General features: G+C 63.4%; 15 protein-coding genes. 8 read left to right on the top strand and 7 right to left on the bottom strand.

What is annotated here, in order from left to right:
* Positions 1-16 precede the first annotated feature (16 nt).
* On the top strand, positions 17-472 hold the full coding sequence (locus tag GTP41_RS03020) for a RidA family protein (RefSeq protein ID WP_161024087.1): 456 nt from the start codon (positions 17-19) through the stop codon (positions 470-472).
* On the opposite strand, the gene GTP41_RS03015 is transcribed toward GTP41_RS03020, so the two are convergent.
* Genes GTP41_RS03015 through GTP41_RS03005 form a run of 3 tightly spaced genes read right to left on the bottom strand, consistent with a single transcriptional unit; the run spans position 473 to position 5,725 of the window.
* Positions 473-2,899, bottom strand: a complete 2,427-nt coding sequence (locus GTP41_RS03015; protein WP_161024086.1) for a S9 family peptidase — start codon at positions 2,897-2,899, stop codon at positions 473-475. It lies immediately after the preceding gene.
* Positions 2,900-2,958: 59 nt separating this feature from the next.
* Positions 2,959-4,476 carry a D-alanyl-D-alanine carboxypeptidase/D-alanyl-D-alanine endopeptidase gene (gene dacB / locus GTP41_RS03010; protein WP_161024085.1) on the bottom strand — a complete coding sequence of 506 codons (1,518 nt, stop codon included), beginning with the start codon at positions 4,474-4,476 and terminating at the stop codon, positions 2,959-2,961.
* A gap of 10 nt (positions 4,477-4,486) precedes the next feature.
* Positions 4,487-5,725 (bottom strand): spore maturation protein, encoded by a 1,239-nt coding sequence (locus GTP41_RS03005; RefSeq protein ID WP_161024084.1) that lies wholly within the window; start codon positions 5,723-5,725, stop codon positions 4,487-4,489.
* Positions 5,726-5,859: 134 nt separating this feature from the next.
* On the opposite strand from GTP41_RS03005, the gene GTP41_RS03000 reads away from it, so the two are divergent.
* From GTP41_RS03000 to GTP41_RS02985, 4 genes are all read left to right on the top strand, one after another.
* Positions 5,860-7,548, top strand: coding sequence for an ABC transporter substrate-binding protein (locus GTP41_RS03000; RefSeq protein ID WP_161024083.1), 1,689 nt, complete (start codon positions 5,860-5,862; stop codon positions 7,546-7,548).
* A gap of 92 nt (positions 7,549-7,640) precedes the next feature.
* A complete protein-coding gene (locus tag GTP41_RS02995) occupies positions 7,641-10,397 on the top strand; it encodes a TonB-dependent receptor (RefSeq protein WP_161024082.1) in 2,757 nt (918 codons plus the stop codon).
* A gap of 112 nt (positions 10,398-10,509) precedes the next feature.
* Entirely contained in the window at positions 10,510-11,463 is a 954-nt protein-coding gene (locus GTP41_RS02990) for a S66 peptidase family protein (protein ID WP_229502718.1), read from the top strand.
* 28 nt (positions 11,464-11,491) lie between these two features.
* Positions 11,492-12,397 (top strand): YihY/virulence factor BrkB family protein, encoded by a 906-nt coding sequence (locus GTP41_RS02985; protein WP_161024080.1) that lies wholly within the window; start codon positions 11,492-11,494, stop codon positions 12,395-12,397.
* Here GTP41_RS02985 and GTP41_RS02980 read toward each other — a convergent pair.
* Positions 12,394-13,701, bottom strand: a complete 1,308-nt coding sequence (locus GTP41_RS02980) for an ATP-binding protein (protein WP_161024079.1) — start codon at positions 13,699-13,701, stop codon at positions 12,394-12,396. The two genes, GTP41_RS02985 and GTP41_RS02980, sit on opposite strands and share 4 nt — an antisense overlap.
* Positions 13,702-13,834: 133 nt before the next feature.
* On the opposite strand from GTP41_RS02980, the gene GTP41_RS02975 reads away from it, so the two are divergent.
* From GTP41_RS02975 to GTP41_RS02965, 3 genes are all read left to right on the top strand, one after another.
* Positions 13,835-14,659: a hypothetical protein gene (locus GTP41_RS02975; protein WP_161024078.1), complete on the top strand. Its 825-nt coding sequence runs from the start codon at positions 13,835-13,837 to the stop codon at positions 14,657-14,659.
* A 67-nt stretch (positions 14,660-14,726) separates the two neighbouring features.
* Positions 14,727-15,605 (top strand): MipA/OmpV family protein, encoded by an 879-nt coding sequence (locus tag GTP41_RS02970; protein WP_161024077.1) that lies wholly within the window; start codon positions 14,727-14,729, stop codon positions 15,603-15,605.
* Between the two features lie 8 nt (positions 15,606-15,613).
* Positions 15,614-16,300, top strand: a complete 687-nt coding sequence (locus GTP41_RS02965; RefSeq protein WP_161024076.1) for a hypothetical protein — start codon at positions 15,614-15,616, stop codon at positions 16,298-16,300.
* 4 nt (positions 16,301-16,304) lie between these two features.
* On the opposite strand, the gene GTP41_RS02960 is transcribed toward GTP41_RS02965, so the two are convergent.
* The 3 genes from GTP41_RS02960 to GTP41_RS02950 form a co-directional block, all read right to left on the bottom strand.
* Entirely contained in the window at positions 16,305-16,985 is a 681-nt protein-coding gene (locus tag GTP41_RS02960) for a response regulator (RefSeq protein WP_161024075.1), read from the bottom strand.
* Between the two features lie 164 nt (positions 16,986-17,149).
* Positions 17,150-18,277 (bottom strand): acyl-CoA dehydrogenase family protein, encoded by a 1,128-nt coding sequence (locus GTP41_RS02955; protein WP_161024074.1) that lies wholly within the window; start codon positions 18,275-18,277, stop codon positions 17,150-17,152.
* Between the two features lie 65 nt (positions 18,278-18,342).
* Positions 18,343-19,011 carry an SDR family oxidoreductase gene (locus GTP41_RS02950; RefSeq protein WP_161024073.1) on the bottom strand — a complete coding sequence of 223 codons (669 nt, stop codon included), beginning with the start codon at positions 19,009-19,011 and terminating at the stop codon, positions 18,343-18,345.
* Positions 19,012-19,014 lie beyond the last annotated feature (3 nt).

The raw sequence follows: 19,014 nt of genomic DNA, 5'->3' as shown, positions 1-19,014 counted from the left end.
TACCAAGGAGACCACGATGCGCCATATGCTCGCCGCAGCCCTGATGATGGCTGCTTCCCTCGCTCATGCCCAAGGCAGCCCGTCGGCGCCGGGCCCCTCGAAAGTGCAGCCAGGTTGCTACCACGTGAATGAAAAGATGGAACGCGAAGTCGGCTACTGCCAGGCGGTGCGCAGCGGGAACATGCTGTATATCTCAGGCCATACCGCGAGCGGCGAAATGGGCGGGGCGGTAAAGACGGTTTACACCCGCCTTGGCCGCATCCTGGCCGCGCACGGCTTGACCTTTAAGGATGTCGTCAAAGAAAACGTCTTCACCACCGATATGGACGCGCTGGTCAAGGCAGCCAGCGTGCGACTGCCCTTCTACGACAACCACTACCCCGCTGCCAGCTGGATCGGGGTGCAGCGCCTGTTCATGCCCGAGCTGGTGATCGAGGTTGAACTGGTCGCTGCATTCCCGGAGGGGAAATAGTCAAGGCTTGGCGTTCTTGACGTACTTGTCCAGCCAGGCGTTGGTCTCGGACAGCATGGTCATGATCGACTCGCGCGCACGGTAGCCGTGGCTTTCGTTCGGCAGCATCACCAGGCGCGTGGTGCCGCCCAGGCCTTTCACCGCGTGGAACATGCGCTCGCTCTGCACAGGGAAGGTGCCAGGATTGTTATCCTGCTCGCCGTGGATCAGCAGCAGCGCATCCTTGATCTTTTCCGCATTGTTGAACGGCGACATGGTCTGGTAGGTGTCTTTCGCCTTCCAGAAGATGCGCTCTTCCGATTGGAAGCCGAACGGGGTCAGGGTGCGGTTGTAGGCGCCGCTACGGGCGATGCCGGCCTTGAACAGGCGGGTGTGCGCCAGCAGGTTGCCGGTCATGAAAGCGCCGTAGGAGTGGCCGCCCACGGCGATGCGGTGACGGTCTGCCACGCCGCGCTTCACTACTTCTTCCACTGCCGCTTCGGCATCGGCCACCAGTTGTGGCACGTAGGTGTCGTTCGGCTCGGACTCGCCCTGGCCGACGATAGGGAAGGATGGGTTGTCCAGCACCGCGTAGCCCATGGCCAGGAAGGCCGCCGGGCCCCAGTAGCTGACGGCGTTGAAGTGGTAAGGCGAGCCGGTGGTCTGGCTTGCGGCGGCAGCCGATTTGAATTCGGCCGGGTAGGCCCACATCAGCATCGGCAGCGGGCCGTCGCGCTTCACGTCGTACTTCGGCGGTAGCATCAGGGTCGCGGTCAGGTCCACGCCGTCGGCGCGCTTGTAGCGGATCTGCTCTTTCTGCACTTCCTTCAACTGCGGCAGCGGATGCGGGAAGCTGGTGATGGCGCGCAGTGCCTCGCCTTCGCGCACATAGTAGTTCGGGCGCTCGGTCGGGGCTTCGCGCGTGGTCAGGATGCGCTTGCCGTCCGCATCCAGCACGGCGACCACGTTCTCGTAGTAAGGCGCGGCGCTGTGGAACAGGCGTTCTTTCGACTTGGTGGCCAGGCTGTAGCGGTCCAGGAATGGACGGTCGCCTTCCGGCGATGCACCCTCGCCTTTCAGCAGCAGGGTGTCGTTGGCGCCGATCACCAGGCGCTGGTTGCCGGCGGCATCCGGTTTTGTGACCGGATCGCCCGGGTCGTTGTAACGGTCTTCCGAGGAGTAGGAGAAGGCCAGGTCGGCCGCCGCTTCGGGCTGGTCCGGACGCACGCGCCATTCTTTCAGGGCGCGGGTTTTCCACCAGTATTCGGTGATCAGTGCCAGGTCGCCTCGGCCCCAGCGCACGCCTGCGTAGCGTGCGCCAAGCTTGGCCAGCAGCGCAGGCTGGGCCTTGAACGGAGCGGCCAGGGTGTAGACGTGGTCGCGGATGTCCACTTTCTTCGACGGGTCGCCGCCGTCCTGCGCCTCGGCCCACACCAGGGTGGCAGGGGCGTCCGCACGCCAGCTCACGCTGCGCGCGCCGACGGAAACGGCGTCGTTACCAGGCGGCAGGCCTTCTTCCACCGGCTTCTCGGCAACCAGGTGCACCAGTTTGCCGCCAAAGTCACGCACCTCGATACGGCGCGGGAAGCTCGATACCGGCACCGCGTAGGAGAACGGGCGCTGTACGGTGTTGGTCAGCAGGTTGGCGCCGTTCGGCGACACGCTGACGGAGGTGATGATGGCAGGCGCGCCGATCGTCTTGACCTTGCCTTGCAGGTCGATGCTGGCCAGTTGCGAAGTGGCGTAATGCTCGAAGATCTTCGAATCTTCCTCGTTCTTCAGCAAGTCCTGGTAGGTGCGCAACTGGCGCGCCGGACCGCCTTTGGATTCCTGCACGACCGGGCCGGTCGGGATGCCGGACGGCTGCGGCGCCGCGCCGCCGGTACGCAGTGTGACGATGAAGCCTTTGCTGTCTGGCAGCCAGGAGAAGCCGCGGTTGAATACCGCCGACAGCTGCTGCGTACCGACACGGCGCGCCTTGTGCGCGGCCACGTCCACCACCCACAGCTCAACGCCCGCGCCCTTGCCGTTGGCATCGCCCACCGACACGTTGGTGAAGGCCAGGTAGCGCTGGTCCGGCGACCAGGCCACATCGGCCAGGCGCAGTTGCTTAGGCAGGCCGCTGACCTGGACTTGCTTGGCATCGGCCACGTTCATCAGCATCAGGTTGGTGCCAAACGAGAAGCGGCTGGCTGAGTAGGTGCGTGGGTTGATGCGCACGCCGGCCAGTTTCAGTTCCGGCTGCGCCACTTCAACGATGCTTGGCAGCGAAGGCGTTTGCACCAGGCCCGCCACATCGCGGTTCGGGCCGATGAACAGGGAAGGCGCGCGCGGCGCATCGACGATGGCCTGCAGCGCGGCAGGCGGCATCGAGTACTCAGCGTGGGCGGCAGGGAAGGCGGCCAACAAGGCCAGCGCGATTGGCAGCGCGCGATTCAGACGGGTCATAAAGGTAACACTCCGGTAGCTTTAGGTGTTCCGGAGTGTGGCGATGCCTTGCGCAAAAGTCAATTGCTGCGGGCGACCCAGTCAATTATGCCGTCCAGGATGGCGCGCCCATTGCCGTTGCCGCTGCGCTCGTGGTTGACCATCAGCACCACGATGCATTGCTGGCCGGCGGCGTCGGGCACGTAGCCGGCAAGGGCGGTGACGCCGTTCAGGGTGCCGGTTTTGACGCGGGCACGCATGGCGGCGGGGCTTTTTTCCAGGCGGCGTTTCATGGTGCCGTCGATGGCGGCGATCGGCAGGCTGGTGAGGAATTCCGGCATCCAGAGCGACTTTTGAGCGGCTTTCAGCAGGCCCGCCAACTGCTCGGGGCTGGAACGTTCGATGCGCGACAGGCCGGAGCCGTTCTCGAACACCATGCCGGTATCGTCGATGCCGTGGCCGCGCAGCCAATTGCGGATGACCATTTCGGCGCGCGCCTGGGTGGTCATCAGCGTGGCGGGAGCGTCGGCGCCGCCGGGCGTTTCAGCCAGGCTGGCGGCCTCGTTGCTGCCATCGGACAGCGGGCGGCTGCCCAGCAGCGGGTCGGATTGCAGGCTGCCCAGGCTGAGGAAGATGGTGCGCGCCAGCCCGTTGTCGGAGGTCTTGTTCGTGTCGCGCACGATTTCGGGCAGTGAGCGGCTCACATGCTCGGCCAGCAGGGTGGAGTCGGCGCCATTCAAGGCGCGCGCCTGTTCGGCGCTAGCTTCGATGGCCTTGCCGGAGAAACGCCCGCCCAGTTTTTCCCAGGTGGCGCGGAACAGGCGCTCGGCGTAGTCGGTGCGATCCAGCACATTGACCACTTTTGTCTTGCTGCAGTTGCGCGGGAAGCTGCCCTTCAACACCAGGGTCAGGCGCGCGCCATGGCGCTCGTATTCGGGCACTTGCCAGCCCTCGCCCCATTTCGCGCAATCGGCATCCACCAAGGTCAGGTCGGAGCGCACGCGTACATTGGCCAGCTCAGGCAGGGCACTGGCCTTGATTGTTTTCCCGTCGGAGGTGATGTCCAGCGTCTGCAGGTTCATGTTTAGCAGCAGCGCATCGGGAATCAGGTTGTAGTAGGCCTCGGGTGCTTCGTCGAACGGTGGCACGCCGACATCGTTGCGGGCGGGCTGCCATAGCTGGCGGTCCAGCACCAGGTTGCCTTCGATTTTGCGGATGCCCTTGGTGCGCAGCTTTTCCAGCATGTGCGTGAAGGCGTCGGCGGTCAGGTCGCCGTCGGCGCCGCCGCGCAGCACCAGGTCGCCGCGCAGCACGCTGCCGTTAACGACGCCATTGGTGCGCAGCTCGGTGCGGCCGCGGAATTGCGGGCCCAGCGTGTCCAGGCCGACCATGGTGGTAAACAGCTTCATGGTCGAACCAGGATTGAAGGCGCGCGTCGCTTCGTTCGATACCAGCACCTGGTCGCCGCGCAGCACCAGCACGCCGATGGCGTCTTCCGGAATGCCCTTCTCGGCCGCGATACGGGCGATTGGCTCCGGCAGCGCGGCCTGGGCGCTGCAGGCGGCGGTCAGCAGGGCGGCGAGGATGTGGCGTCGCATGGCTTCCTCCTTAACCGAAGAAGACGTAGGCCACCGCAATCGCGGTCAGCACGCCGGCCAGGTCGGCGATCAGGCCGCACGAGATCGCGTAGCGGGTCTTGCGGATGCCGACGGAGCCGAAGTACAGCGCCACGATATAGAAGGTGGTGTCTGCCGAGCCCTGGAAGATACAGGCCAGGCGGCCGACGAAGGAATCCGGGCCGTAGGTGGTCATGGCATCGATCATCATGGCGCGCGAACCGGAACCGCTGAATGGCTTCATCAGCGCGGTCGGCAGCGCTGGCACGAAGTCGGTGCGCAGGCCGAGTGCGGTGAACAGCCAGTTAAAGCCGTCCATCACCAGCGTGAACACGCCCGCGTTGCGCAGTACGCTGATCGCCACCAGCATGCCCACCAGGTAAGGGATCACGGTCAGCGAGGTCTGGATGCCGCCTTTCGCCCCTTCGATAAAGGCCTCGTACACGTTCACGCCCTTGCGCAGCGCGCCGATGATGAAGATGGCGATGATCGAAATCAGGATCAGGTTGGACGACACCTTCGACACCACCTCGATCTGCTCGCGGGTCAGGAAAGCGGTGAAATACCAGATCAGCGCGACGATGGCGCTGGTCATGCCGCCGATCCAGCCCAGCAGGACCGGGTCCAGCAGGTTAAGGCGCTGGCGGATGCCGACCGCGATAATCCCGGTCATGGTGGCGGCATAGGTGGCGATCAGGCACGGGATGAAGATGTCCGACGGGTCGGCCGCGCCCAGGATGGCGCGCTGCGCCATGATCGCCAGCGGGATCAGCGTCAAGCCCGAGGTATGCAGCACCAGGAACATGATCTGCGCGTTGCTGGCGGTGTCCTTGTTCGGGTTGAGCGATTGCAGGCTCTCCATCGCCTTCAGGCCGAACGGGGTGGCGGCATTGTCCAGGCCCAGCAGGTTGGCCGAGAAATTCATCACCATGTGGCCAGTGGCCGGGTGGTCTTTCGGCACTTCCGGGAAGATGCGCGAGAAGAAGGGCGAAATGACCTTGGCCAGCCAGCCGATGGCGCCGGCCTTCTCGCCGATATTCATGATGCCCAGCCACAGCGTCATGACGCCGGCCAGCGGCAGCGCAATGTCCATCACGCCCATCTTGGCCGATTCGAACGTGCCGTCGATAATCTTCTTGAAGATTTCCGTATCGCCCATGAACAGCCATTGAATGATGGCGGCGGCGAAACCGACGAGGAAAAACCCGGACCAGATGTAATTAAGGGACATGGATGTGCTTCTTCTGATGTGATGACCAATTTTGCAGCGAAAGTATAGGGCCAGCGGATGAAAGAATGCGGGGCTGGCATGTAAAAAAGTTATAAGCTGGCGCATCGCCGCCCGCTGGCTTATCCTTCTGCCGCATGAAAAAACTTCGTGTCCTCGCCGCCGCCCTCGCCCTTGCCGCTGCCAGCGCTGCAACTGCGCCAACTGCCTTGGCGGCCGATAAAGTCCTGCACGCCTTCCTCTCCACCGGCGAAACCGGCCTGGACCCCGCTGTCGCCTCCGACCTGGCCAGCCTGAGCCTGCTGGAAAACCTGTTCGACCCCATGCTGCGCTACGACTACGCGGCGCGCCCGGTAAAATTGGTGCCCAACAGCCTGCGCGAAATGCCGGCCAGCGACGCCAGCGGCACGGTCTGGACCTTCCACCTGAAGCCGGGCATGCACTTCAGCGACGACCCGGCCTTCAAAGGCACAAAGCGCGAAGTGACGGCCGCAGACTACAAATATGCCATTGAGCGCCTGTTCGACCCCGCACTCAAGTCGCCCTGGCTGTTCATGTTCGAGGGCAAACTGGCCGACATGCGCGTACTGGACAAGTACACGCTGCGCATCACGCTCAAGGCGCCCGATCCCAGCTTCCTGTTCTACCTGGCCCTGCCGGCCACCGGCGCCGTTGCGCGCGAGGTGGCCGAGGCCTATGGCAACCAGCTGGGCAACCACCCGGTCGGCAGCGGCCCCTTCGTCATGCAGGAGTGGAAGCGCAGCGACAAGATCACGCTGGCCGCCAACAAGGACTACCACCAGCAGTGGCAAGGCCGCCGCCTGCCCATGGTGGACAAGGTCGAAGTCAAGATCATGGAGGAATACCAGTCGCGCGTATTGGGCTTCCTGAACGGGGAGTTCGACTATATCGAGCAGGTGCCGGAGTCGATGCGCGACATGGTTCTGGATCCGGCCAGCCCGCAACCGGTGCTGAAAAAGGAGCTGGCCGCGCGCGGCATGGTGCTGTCCCCCTTCCCCGTGCTGCAGACTTATTACATGTGGATGAATATGGACGACCCGGTCATCGGCGGCTACAGCAAGGAAAAGGTCGCCCTGCGCCGGGCCATAGCATTGGGTTATAACAGCCCGGAAGACATCACCTTGCTGAAGAAGGGCCTGGCGCTGCCGGCCCAGAGCCCGCTGCCGCCCAATGTGCTGGGCTACGACCCGGCCTACCGCAGCCCCGTCAGCTACAACCCCAAGCTGGCGCGCGCCCTGCTGGACCGCTATGGCTATAAGCAGGGCAAGGACGGCTACCGCCGCCAGCCCAACGGCCAGCCGCTGGCGCTGGTCATGCACAGCGAACCGACCATGGTGGGCCGCCTGCGCGACGAGCTGTGGCGCAAGAACCTGGCCGCGCTCGGCATCCGGGTCAGCTTCAAGACCGACAAGAAGACCGAAATCATCAAGGCCAGCCGCCTGGGCAAGGTGCAAATGTTCGAAACCAACTGGATTGCCGACTTCCCGGATGGCGATAACTTCTTCCAGTTGTTGTATGGCCCCAACAGCGGCCGCGCCAACTATGCCCGCTTCAACCTGCCCGAATACAACAGCCGCTATGAAAAGGCGCGCCAGCTGGCCGACGGGCCGGAACGCCAGCAGCTGTACCGCGAGCTGAACCAGCTGATCCACGCATATAACCCTTGGGTGCTGCTGATCCACCCGATTTCGGCCGATATCCAGCAACCGTGGCTAAAAAACTACAAGCGCCATCCGGTCGCACTGACCAATTGGCGCTACCTGGACATTGAACGAAAAAGTAATATGACGCCTTCATTACATTAAGTTATGGACGCAGCAGTAATTTTCATTGGATGACAAGTTTTCTATACAGCTAACCTGCGTTCATATAACTATTTCTACTTGGGAGAAAACCCGTGAAGGTAAAGAAGCTGGCGCAACTGATTGCGCTCATCGGAGTAGTAAGCCCAGCCATGGCGCAGCAAGCTGCCCAACCCATGCAGCGCGTGGAGATCACGGGTTCCAGCATCAAGCGTGTCGCCGCCGAAGGCGCCCTTCCGGTCCAGGTCATCACCATGGACTCCATCAAGAAGGCCGGCATCACCAGCACCGAGGACTTGCTGCGCACGATTTCCGCCAACGGCTCCGGCGCCGACAATATGACTTCCGGGAATAACGTGTTCGGCGCCGATGCCGACCGCGTCTCCGGCGGCGCTTCCTTCGCCTCCCTGCGCGGCCTGGGCCCGAACGCCACCCTGGTGCTGCTGAATGGCCGCCGCGTGGGTAACCACGGCGCCTCCGGCAAGGCGGTCGACCTGAACTCGATCCCGCTGGGCGCCATCCAGCGCGTGGAAATCCTGAAAGACGGCGCCTCCGCCATTTACGGCACCGACGCCATTGGCGGCGTGGTCAACTTCATCCTGCGCACCGATTACACCGGCCTGGAGCTGGAAGCCAGCTACAACGCCACCGAAGCCGGCGGCGGCATGCAGCGCCGCTACTCCGCCTTGGGCGGCTGGGGCAGCCTGGCCGACCAGGGCTGGAATGTCATGGCCAGCGTGACGCACGACGTGAACGACAAGCTGTCCTCCAGCCAGCGCGACTTTGCCAACGGCTACCAGCCGGAGCGCGGCCTGTCGCCGGATACCACCGGCACTCCGTTTGCCAACATCCTGACCGGTGCTGGCACGGCTCTGGGGACGGGCTTCAAGGTCAACGGTGACAACACCACCTACCTGCAGGCCAACCCGCTCAGCTTCCAGGGCAAGTGCGACTCGATCGAAGGCATGTCGCAGTACGTGACCGACCTGTGGAAGGATGTCACGGCACCGACCCGCACCAAGTATTCCTGCGCCTATGACTATGGCGCGGACTATGTGATCAGCTTCCCGGTGGAACGTACCAATGCCGTATCGCGCGCGACTTTCCAGCTGAGCCCTGAGCACAAGCTGTTCGCAGAACTGCTGGGCTCGCGCAGCGAGGCGACTGCCGAACTGACCCCGGTCCAGATCTCCACCAGCCTGGCCAATGGCGCGGCCTACCCGGTCGGCGGCCAGTACTACCTGGACATGACGCAGTACATCCCGAGCTACGACAAGACCAAGCCGATCATTTACAAGTGGCGCTCGACCCCGTGGGGCAACCGCACCCAGAAGAACGTCACCGAAAACCTGCGCGGCCTGGTAGGCCTGGAAGGTGTGCTGGCCGGTAAATACGACTATAAAGTCGGCCTGTCGCGCGCCCAGAGCACCACCAAGACCGACCTGATCGACGGCTACGGCTGGACCGATAAGATTTACGCCGCCCTCGGCAGCGGCAAGATCAACCCATGGCTGCAGCCGGGCCAGAGCCAGACTGCCGATGCGATGCAGCTGATCGAATCGACCAAGTTCTACGGCCGCCTGCAGCACGGCAAAACCACCATGACCCAGCTGGATGGCGCAATCTCGGGCGAAGTATTCCAGCTGCCGGCCGGCGCGGTTTCGATGGCGGCTGGCGTTGACCTGCGCCGCGAGACCTATGAGTTCATGCAGGACGTCGATGCGACCAAGATCCTGCTGGCGCCGGGCAACGCGACCCAGAAGGAAGTGAGCCGCAATATCCGCGCCGTGTATGCCGAAGCGCTGATCCCGATTCTCAAAGACCTGGAAGTGCAACTGGCCGTGCGCCGCGACGATTACTCCGTGATCGGCGCCACCACCAACCCGAAAGTTTCGTTCCGCTGGCAGCCAAGCCAGAACCTGATGTTCCGCGGCTCCGCCTCGGAAGGCTTCCTGGCGCCGAGCTTCGTCCAGTTGTACGCCGGCCGCCTGTCGCAGGAACTGCCAAACGGCGTGATCGACCAGGAAGGTTGCGCCAAGAACCCGGGCAATCCCGCTTTCTGCGCTATCCCGCGCCTGAACTACAACACCGGCGGCAACCCGAACCTGAAGCCGGAAACCTCCAAGCAGGGCACGCTGGGCATGGTGGTGTCGCCAGTGGAAGGCCTGACCGCCTCGCTCGACTTCTGGGCCATCAATATCCAGGACCGCATCCTGAACCGCACCCCGCAAGTGGTGCTGAACAACTGGCAATTCCTGCAGGAATACATCATCCGCAACCCGCAGACCGGCGTGATCGATCACGTGGAAGCGGGCTGGATCAACGCTGCCGGCCTGAAAACCCGCGGTCTGGATATCGGCCTGCGCGGCGACTACAAGCTTGGCACCTACAAGACGGTGGCCACCCTGGACGGCACCTGGATGAAGTCCTTCAAGTTCGCCGAATTTGAAGGCCAGCCCTACAAGGAGCAGGTTGGCAAGTTCGCCACCCGCGACGTCTACCTGCGCTGGAAGCACAACGCCAGCGTGAGCGTGTCGCGCGGCGACTGGAGCGTGTTGTTCACCAACAAGTTCGCCTCGCACTACGCCGACCAGGTACCGAACGGCGGCAAGGGCACCCCGCCGCCAGGCTTTGACCCGATGGTGCGCCATTACAGCATCTTCGGCGTTTCGGGCACGTATACCGGGTTCAAGAACACCACCATTACCGCCGGCATCCAGAACCTGTTCGACACCGATCCGCCATTCACCGCCCACAATGTGGACGAAGTGGTGGGCGCCGGTTGGGACCCGCGCGTCGCGGATGGCCGTGGCCGTTCCTTCGCTTTCAACATCAAGTACAAGTTCTTCTGACTTGATTGATCGGCGCAGTTTTGGCCGAATCGTGGCGGCCGCCCTGGCTGCCACCGCCTTGCCGGCAACGGCAGCGGTGGCGGCGGGCGGCCGTCCTGTTTCCAGGAAGTCCATGAAGCTGATTAAACCGCCGCGCCTGAAGGCGGGCGACACCATCGGCCTGATCGCCCCCGGCGGCCACACCGACGCCACCGCGATCGCCAAGGCCATCAAGAATATCGAAACGCTTGGCTTCCGGGTCAAGCTGGGGCGGAACCTGGACGCCGTGTACGGCAACTACGGCGGCTTGCCGCAGCAGCGCCTGGACGACTTGCACGCCATGTTCGCCGACCCCGAGGTGAAGGCCCTCTGGGCCATTCGGGGCGGCTCCGGCTGTATCCAGCTGCTGGCCCACCTGGACTACGAGCTGATCCGGCGCAACCCCAAGATTTTGCTCGGCTACTCCGACATAACCGCGCTGCACCTTGCCATCCAGAAAAAGGTCGGCCTGGTCACCTTCCACGGCCCGGTCGCCTCCTCCACCTTATCCGACTACTCCAGCACCCACCTGCTGAATGTGCTGATGCACCCGGAGCCGGAATACGTCATCCCCATGGCCGTGGAAAACAGCCGCAAAGCGCTGGACGAGCCACATTTCGCCTTGAGAACCGTGGTGCCCGGCGTAAGTGAAGGCCCACTAACCGGTGGCAACCTGTGCCTGGTAAGCGCCCTGGTTGGCACCGAATACGCCGCCAACTATAAAGGCGGCATCCTGTTCCTGGAAGAGGTCAACGAAGCCCCCTACCGCATCGACCGCATGCTGATGCAATTGCACCTCAACCAAGGGTTGCAGCACGCCTCTGGCGTCATGCTCGGCATTTGTGAAAACTGCGGCCCGCAGGACAGTGACATCTCCCTCACTTTGGATGAAACCACCGACCAGCACCTCAAGCCCCTGAAAGCCCCCGCAGTAACCGGCTACAGTTTCGGCCACATCCGCCACCAGTTCACGCTCCCCATGGGCATCCGCGCCCGTCTCGACACCCTCCGCCAAACCCTCACCCTCCTCGAGCCCGCCGTCATCTGACATGTCGGCGTAGAATGGGGCGATGCGTATGCTCAAGCACAGGGCGGTGGCCTTTGTGCTGGCGCATCCTCTGGATTTCGCGCTCCAGTGCTTGCGGGGTTTTCGGGCGAACCAGGGCTTGCTGCTGGCCGGCGCCGTGGCCTATTACTCGCTTCTCTCCATCGTCCCGCTGCTGATGCTGGTCGTGGTGGCGCTATCGCATGTCATTCCGCAGCAGGAGCTGCTGCAGATTATCGGGCGCTACCTGGAGTGGCTGATCCCGGGCCAGTCGCAGGCGGTGGTGGCGGAGGTCGGCCATTTCCTGGCGCACCGGGAACTGGTTGGCTGGGCCTTGGTGCTGGTGATGCTGTTCTTTAGCTCGCTGGCCTTTACCGTGCTGGAAAACGCGATGTGCGTGATCTTCCTGCACCGGGTGGCCTTACGGCGGCGGCGTTTCATTGTCTCGGCCTTGTTGCCTTACTGTTACATCCTGATCCTGGGCGTCGGCGCCCTGGTTATGACCCTGGTGGCGGGCAGCCTGCAGGTCATCGGCGAGGAGAGCGTGCGCCTGTTTGGCTATGTCTGGTCGCTGCACGGCTTGTCGGGCGTGCTGCTGTATATGCTGGGGCTGGCGGGGGAAGTGCTCATGCTGAGCTCGATCTACCTGGTCATGCCGGTGGGCCGCCTGTCCTGGACCCATGCCCTGATCGGCGGCGTGACGGCCACGGCGCTATGGGAGGTGGCGCGCCATGTGCTGGTCTGGTATTTCTCCACCCTGTCCCAGGTCAACCTGGTCTATGGCTCGATGACCACGGCCATCGTGGTCATGTTCAGCCTGGAAATCGGCGCCACGCTGTTGCTCTTCGGCGCCCAGGTGATTTCGGAATTCGAGCGCGTGCTGCGCGGTGAGCAGCATAAGCCGCCGCACCGGCTGCAGACCAAGACGGCCTGCTAGGCCAGCGGCAGGGTGATGGTGAAGCGTGCTCCGCCCAGGCTGGAGCTGCCGGCTTCCAGGGTGCCGCCATGCAGGCCGACGGCCTTGCTGGCAATCGACAGGCCCAGGCCAAAGCCGCCGGTGTTGCGGTCGCGGCTGCGGTCCAGCCGGTAGAAGGGCTCGAAGATGCGTTCCCGCTCATGTTCCGGAATGCCGGGGCCGTCGTCTTCCACCACCACTTGCAGCGCGCCCATGCCGCGCAGGGCGCTCAGGCGCACCGTGCGCGTGCCGTACTTCAGGGCGTTGCGCAGCAGGTTGCCGATGGCGCGCTCCAGCAGGCGCCGGTCACCGCTGTACTGGCCCAGGCCGGGCTGCAGCTCCATCTCCAGCACCATGCCTTCGGCCGGCGGCAAGGTGTCGCGGCAGTGCGCCAGCGCGCTGCTGAGGTCGAAGGGCTGGCGCTGCAAATGCGGTTCGGCGTCGAGCCGGGTCATGCCGAGCAGCTCGGTGACCAGTTCTTTCAGCTCGCGCAGGTCACCTTCCATGGCGTTGATGCGCTTGTCCAGGGCCGGGTTTTCCGCCGCGTCGCGCAGCAACTCCAGCGCAAATTCCAGGCGCGCGATCGGCGTGCGGATTTCGTGCCCTACCGAATGCAGCAGGTTGCGCTGCGAATCGAGCAGGCGCGCAATGCGGTCGGCCATGTGGTTGATGCGCTCGGCCAGCGGGTAAATGCTGTCGCGCCGCTGCATGTGGGCGCGCGCGGCCAGGTCGCCGCCGCCAAAACGGTCGGCCACGTCGGACAGCTGCTGCAAGCCCTGCCAGTGGGCGCGCGACCAGACCGCGATCGGGATCAGCAGCACCAGCGCCACGATCAGGTAGCGTACCGCCTCCATCGAGAGCGCGAAGCCGATATCGAGCGGCAGGTCCTGCGCCACCAGCGCCTCCTCATTGCTGCCGATATAGCGCTCGCCGTACAGGTCGACGCGCCGGTAGAAGGCCTTGCGGCCGATATCCAGCACCACGTCGCCGCGCTCGAAGCCCGCTGCATCCACGCCGCTTAACTGCTTGCGCACCTCGCCCAGCGGCACCAGCTCGAAACGCACCCCCGACACTTCGCGCACCTTGTTCAGCCGGTCCAGCCACTGGTCGGTCGGGGCCTGGTCGATGTATTGCTCCAACAGGAAGATCTGGGCCGCGGCCTGGCGCCGCGCAATGGAGTCGAGGGGATCGCCAAACAGGCGATTAATTGAGAAATAGACAATGAATGCCGCCGCACTGATGGACAGCATCACCAGTATGAAGAAGCGGAAGAACAGGCGATTCATTTGCGGGCATTGTATAAGAATCAAGCAACGAAGGATGATTGTCGTACAAATTTGCGACAAAAAGCGTACAGCTTGCGGCGGATTTTGTGGCCAGGCTTGCCTAAGATCAGCCTATCGAATGGAGGGTTGGGCAATGAACAAATTTGCAACTTGCAGCGCCTTGGTGGCGACCTTGTTCCTCGCCGCTTGCGGTGGTGGCGGTAGCGCCACGGATACCAACCGCACCGGCTCCCAGATCGCCGTGGGCGAGCCCGCGCCAGGCGCCCCTGCCAAGGACGAATTCATCAAGCTGGCCCGCGCGGCCGGTTGTTCCGACTTCGCCAACCGCCTGTACGTCATCGACGGCAAGCAAGTGTTCTGGGAACGGGCCGGCAATTGCGCGGACGCCTCCTACAACCATGTGCTGTACGGCCTGACCCCGCAAAACGAGCAATGCTCGGTGAGCGACAGCATTGCCGGCGCGCGCACCTCGTGCAAGGATGAGAGCCAGCGCTCCCTGATCGAGACCATTGTGCGCAACCTGGACAAGCCAGACTTGGGTACCGGCCGTAAAGTCGAGTATGTCGTATTCAGTCCGAAAGACGGTCCGGTGCCTTTTGAAAAGTTGTTGCACAATCAATACAGCGGCGTGCGCAATCCGGAAGAACTGGTCATTCGCGACGCGGCGGGCCTGGCCAAGTTCTGGAGCGCGGCCCATGACGGCATGAGCGCGCCGCCCGCCGTGCCCGCTATCGACTTCAACCGCAAGACGGTGATCGCCATTGCCGCCGGCGGCTACCCGAACGGCTGCATCGACCTGGTCCTCGACAAAGTCACGTTTGGCGGCGAAACGTTGTTGGTGAACTACCACCTGAGCACGCCGCCGGAAGGCGCAGCTTGCACCCAGGCATTCGTCTTCCCGGCCACGATGATCGTGCTGGACCGGATCGACGGGAAGGTCCAGTTTATCAAGGGGTGAACGAATTAACAGCGTGGGAATGTAATGCATTTACAATATTGCACATTCCCACACGTTGACGTTTCATATGCAAAAGTACCTGTTCCTCGCCCTCGCAGGCGTTTGCGGCACGGCAGCTGCGCAAACACCGGCCACCAACCCGATGCCTGACGGCAGCCGGGATATGTATATTGGCGTGGGCGTCCAGAACGTGCCGCGTTTCGATGGTGCGCGCGACAACCGCACCTTGCCGCTGCCGGTACTGCAGGTCCAATGGAGCAATGGCATTTTCATCGCCGGCACCACGGTCGGCATGCACCTGTCGCAGACGCCGTCGCTGGAATTCGGCCCCTTGCTGTCCATGGCCCCGCGCCGCGACAAGGATGGCCTGTCGCAGGGTGTGGGCAGCATGGGCGAGGCATCGAACACGCATGCCTCCATCACTGGCGAACAGCCGGGCGGCATCGTGCCGGGCGACGACCGGGTGGCCCGCGCCAATAAGCTGTCGGGTATGGACGTGATCGGACGCCGCCTGACCTATGGCGGCTTCCTGAACTACTACCTGACGCCCAAGCTGCGCCTGACCAATAACCTGACCTATGGCGCCGGCCAGGACCACAACGGCGCGCGCCTGCACACTTCGCTGCAATACATGATGGAAGACGTGGCGCCGCACCATACGGTGGTGCTTTCCGCCGGCGTCTCGCTGGTGAACAGCGCGCACAACCAGACCTGGTTCGGCCTGACCAAGGCGGAAGGCGAACGCACCCGCTTGGGCCACTACCGTCCGGGCGGCGGCGTGCAGGACGTGCGCCTTGGCGCACGCTGGAATTGGGCGCTGAGCCCGAGCTGGATCCTGACCTCGGGCGTGCATGTCAACCGCCTGGCAGGCGATGCCAAAGCCAGCCCGCTGGTAGAGCGGGCTACCAATGTTTCCGTTTCCACTGCCCTGGCTTACCGATTCTGATGAAGACCATGACCTTGCTCCGCACCACGCTGCCGGCCCTGTGCCTGGCGGTGGTGTCCTGTGCCGTCCAGGCGCAGGAGGAGTGGGTCAGCTACCGTGACGCCTATAAGCAGATGGTGGTGTTCGCCAAATACGGCAAACCGAAGCATTTCCTGCAGATCCACTACCAGGTCAGCCCGCGTGACGCCTCCGGGACACTGGACGGCCTGCACCTGACGCTGACCGGCAAGAACACGCAACTGAACCTGCCGCTGGATGCGGCCGGCCGCGCCGTGTTCCCGCTGTTGAAGGCGGCCTACGACGACAACGCCGTGCTGGCGCTGAACCGCAAGCTGCTGCATTACCGCTTCCTGCCGCGCGTGTCGATCATGGCGCGCAACGACGGCGTCTACGAATCGGCCGACCTGCGCGCGGCCTGCGAACAGGCGCTGGCCTACCAGCGCTATGTGGATGCTTCCTATGGAGCGAAGAAATGCAGCGGCGTGCGCTTCGTGTTCGTCAACCGCGCCGACGCCCTGGTGCAGGTGAAATTCGGCCAGCGCGAAGCGCCGCTGCCGGTGGTGGACGGCCCCGCGTTCGAAGGCGAAACCGTGGGCAGCTACCGCACCGCCACCTACCGCTTTGCCGACTGGTCGGTGCAAGGCCAGGTCGTCAGCCAGAACACCCCGCTCGCCATCGCCCCGCTCTTCGAGTAGGGTTCTAGCCCCAAGCCGAGGGCGAAAAGAGATAGCCCTCGCCCCAAACAGTCTTAATCTTCTCCCCATCCGCATCATCGAACTTCCGGCGCAGCTTGGAGATACTGTTATCGATACTGCGGTCCAGCCCATCGAACTCGATCCCGCGCATGGTTTTCAGCAGCGCATCGCGCGACAGCACGGTACCGGCTGATTCCGCCAGCACCAGCAGCAGCTTGTACTCCGTGTTCGACAGCGGGCAAGGCTGCCCGCGCCAGGAGACCGAACGATCGCTGGTCGCGATGCTCAACTGGCCGAAATTCAGCAGGTCCGCCTCCGGCTTGCCCTGGCGGCGGCGCAGCAGGGCACGCAGGCGCGCCAGCAGCACGCGCGGCTGCACCGGCTTGTTGATGAAATCATCCGCGCCCTGCTCCAGCAGCGACACTTCATCGTAAGAATCCTCACGCGCGGTCATGATCAGGATCGGCACATCGCTGACTTCGCGGATTTGCTGGCTGACCTTCATGCCATCCATCCCCGGCAGCATCAGGTCCAGCACCACGATGTCGGGATTGGCGGCCTTAAAGCGCGCCAGCGCCTCATCCCCGCGTGGCACCACATCCACCTTGAACTCATAGCCCGCCAAATACTCCGTGACCAGCTCGGCCAGGCGCGCATCGTCTTCCACCAACATCACATGAACCATGACTATCTCCTTGTGGCGGACATTTTATAAGAGCTACAACCTTACGGCACATATGCACTTGAAATCCGACAAAGCGATACATCTAGTGAAATTCGGGGTCAGGTCTGGCAATCGGACAAAACGTGCCAAAGCTCCTTAGAAGCCAGACCTGACCCCGAGTTGCTTTACAGTGCGCGGGCGATCAGCAGTTTCTGGATATCGCTGGTGCCTTCGTAGATCTGGCACACGCGCACGTCGCGGTAGATGCGCTCGACCGGGAAGTCGGCGGTGTAGCCGTAGCCGCCGTGGATCTGGATGGCGTCGGAACAGACGCGCTCGGCCATTTCGGAGGCGAACAGCTTGGCCATCGCGGCTTCCTTCAGGCAGGGCTGGCCGGCGTCTTTCAGGGAGGCGGCGTGCCAGATCAGCTGGCGCGCAGCTTCCAGCTGCATCGCCATTTCCGACAGCTTGAACTGCACCGACTGGTGCTCGAAGATCGGCTTGCCGAACGATTCGCGTTCGCGCGCGTATTTCAGCGCGGCTTCAAAGGCGGAACGCGCCATGCCGACCGATTGCGAGGCGATGCCGATGCGGCCGCCTTCCAGGCCGGACAGGGCGATCTTGTAGCCCTGGCCCGGTTCGCCGATCATGTTGGCGGCCGGTACGCGGCAGTTTTCAAACAGGATTTGCGCGGTGTCGGACGAGTGCTGGCCCATCTTGTGCTCGATACCGGCCACGATATAGCCCGGCGCGCTGGTCTGCACCCAGAAGGCGCTGATGCCTTTCTTGCCGGCGGCCTTGTCGGTCACCGCGAATACGATCGCCACGTCGGCATGCTTGCCGGAGGTGATGAACTGCTTGGTGCCGTTGATGATGTAGTCGTCGCCATCGCGGGTGGCGCTGGTGCGCAGGGCGGCGGCGTCGCTGCCGGTATGCGGCTCGGTCAGGGCGAAGGCGCCCAGCATTTCGCCTTGCGCCAGGGGCCGCAGCCACTGCTGCTTTTGCTGCTCATTGGCGTACATCATGCCGATGCTGCATACCGGGCAGTTGTTCACCGAGATCACGGTGGAGGTGCCGCCATCGCCGGCGGCGATTTCTTCCAGGACCAGCGCGAGCGAAACATAATCCAGGCCCGCGCCGCCCAATTCTTCCGGCACCGCCACGCCGAAGGCGCCCAGCGCCGCCAGCTCTTTCAGCTCTTCTTTCGGGAAGTGGTGTTCCTTGTCCCAGCGTGCCGCGTTGGGCGCCAGGCGCTCCTGCGAAAACGTACGCAGCGCGTCGCGGATCATTTCATGTTGTTCGTTAAGGATCATTGTTATCTTTCTGCTTTGCTGCAACAAATGTCCACTTTTGTTCCTGACCCCAAAGTGGACATTTGTTACCAGCCGATATTGGTGCCGTCGTAGTCTCGGTAGACGGGTTGTTCGGAGGGGGGAAGCTCGGCCAGCACGCGGCGGATGCCGCTGGCGCTGTCTTCAACCGATAAAGTGGCGCTGTCGCCGCCCATGTCGGTGCGGACCCAGCCCGGGTGCAGGGCGACAAAGGTGGCGCCCTTGTTGGCGAACTGGTGGGCGGTGTCGATCAGCACGGAGTTCAGTGCGGCTTTGCTGGCGCGGTATAGCGATCCGCTGCTGCCATTGCGCTCGCTTAAAGATCCCATGCGGGAGGACATCACGGCCAGCTTGCCGCGTGCGGCGCACACCAGCGGGGCGAGGATCGGCAGCAGCCGCATCGCGCCCAGCACATTGGTGTGCATGACGGCGTCAAAATCCGTCTGCATCGGGAAGCCGTCGCTGCGCGGGCCATAAATGCCGGCGTTCAGGATGGCGACATCCAGCTCTTCGCCATCCAGTTTCCAGCCCATGCCGGCGACTGCTTCCACATTCGTGACATCCAGCTTGTGGGCTTCGGCACCCATCTCGGCCAGCATGGCGACATCTTCCTTCTTGCGGGCCGTGGCGATCACGCGCCAGCCGTCGGCCAGGTACTGGCGAACCAGTTCATGGCCGATGCCGCGCGAGGCGCCGATGACGAGTGCGAGCGCCATCGT

The sequence above is a fragment of the Pseudoduganella guangdongensis genome (genome assembly GCF_009857475.1).
Taxonomy (GTDB): domain Bacteria; phylum Pseudomonadota; class Gammaproteobacteria; order Burkholderiales; family Burkholderiaceae_D; genus Rugamonas; species Rugamonas guangdongensis.
Note: the sequence above shows the minus strand (reverse complement) of the source record. Positions and strands in the feature narration are given on the sequence as shown.